Genomic DNA, 305 nt, shown 5'->3' on the forward strand with positions numbered 1-305 from the left:
ATCCAACGCAATTATCGGGAATATAAACCCGAATCTGCCTGAATATGGGATCAGAGCAATGAACATCGCCGCGCAAATGCAAAGCCCAATCGAGGCGCTTCGTGATAACGTCTCCACTCCTTTCGAGGAGGCGCGTGCCATGCCGCCCGCTGTCTATACGTCTGACGCATTTCACGATGCAGAGTTGGAAAGTGTTTTCAAGAAATCTTGGTTTTGTGTCGGGCGTGCCAGTGCCTTGGCCAAGATCGGTGACTACGTGACCTGCGAACTGGCAGGCCAGCCGATCATCGTTTTACGTGACAAAG

General features: G+C 52.1%; 1 pseudogene. It reads left to right on the forward strand.

Annotated features, from left to right (window positions below):
• Positions 1-58: 58 nt before the first annotated feature.
• Positions 59-305 (forward strand): annotated as a pseudogene (locus J3L16_RS16105) (hypothetical protein); the annotation flags it as partial.

This window comes from Alteromonas sp. 5E99-2 (assembly GCF_017368475.1).
Taxonomy (GTDB): domain Bacteria; phylum Pseudomonadota; class Gammaproteobacteria; order Enterobacterales; family Alteromonadaceae; genus Alteromonas_F.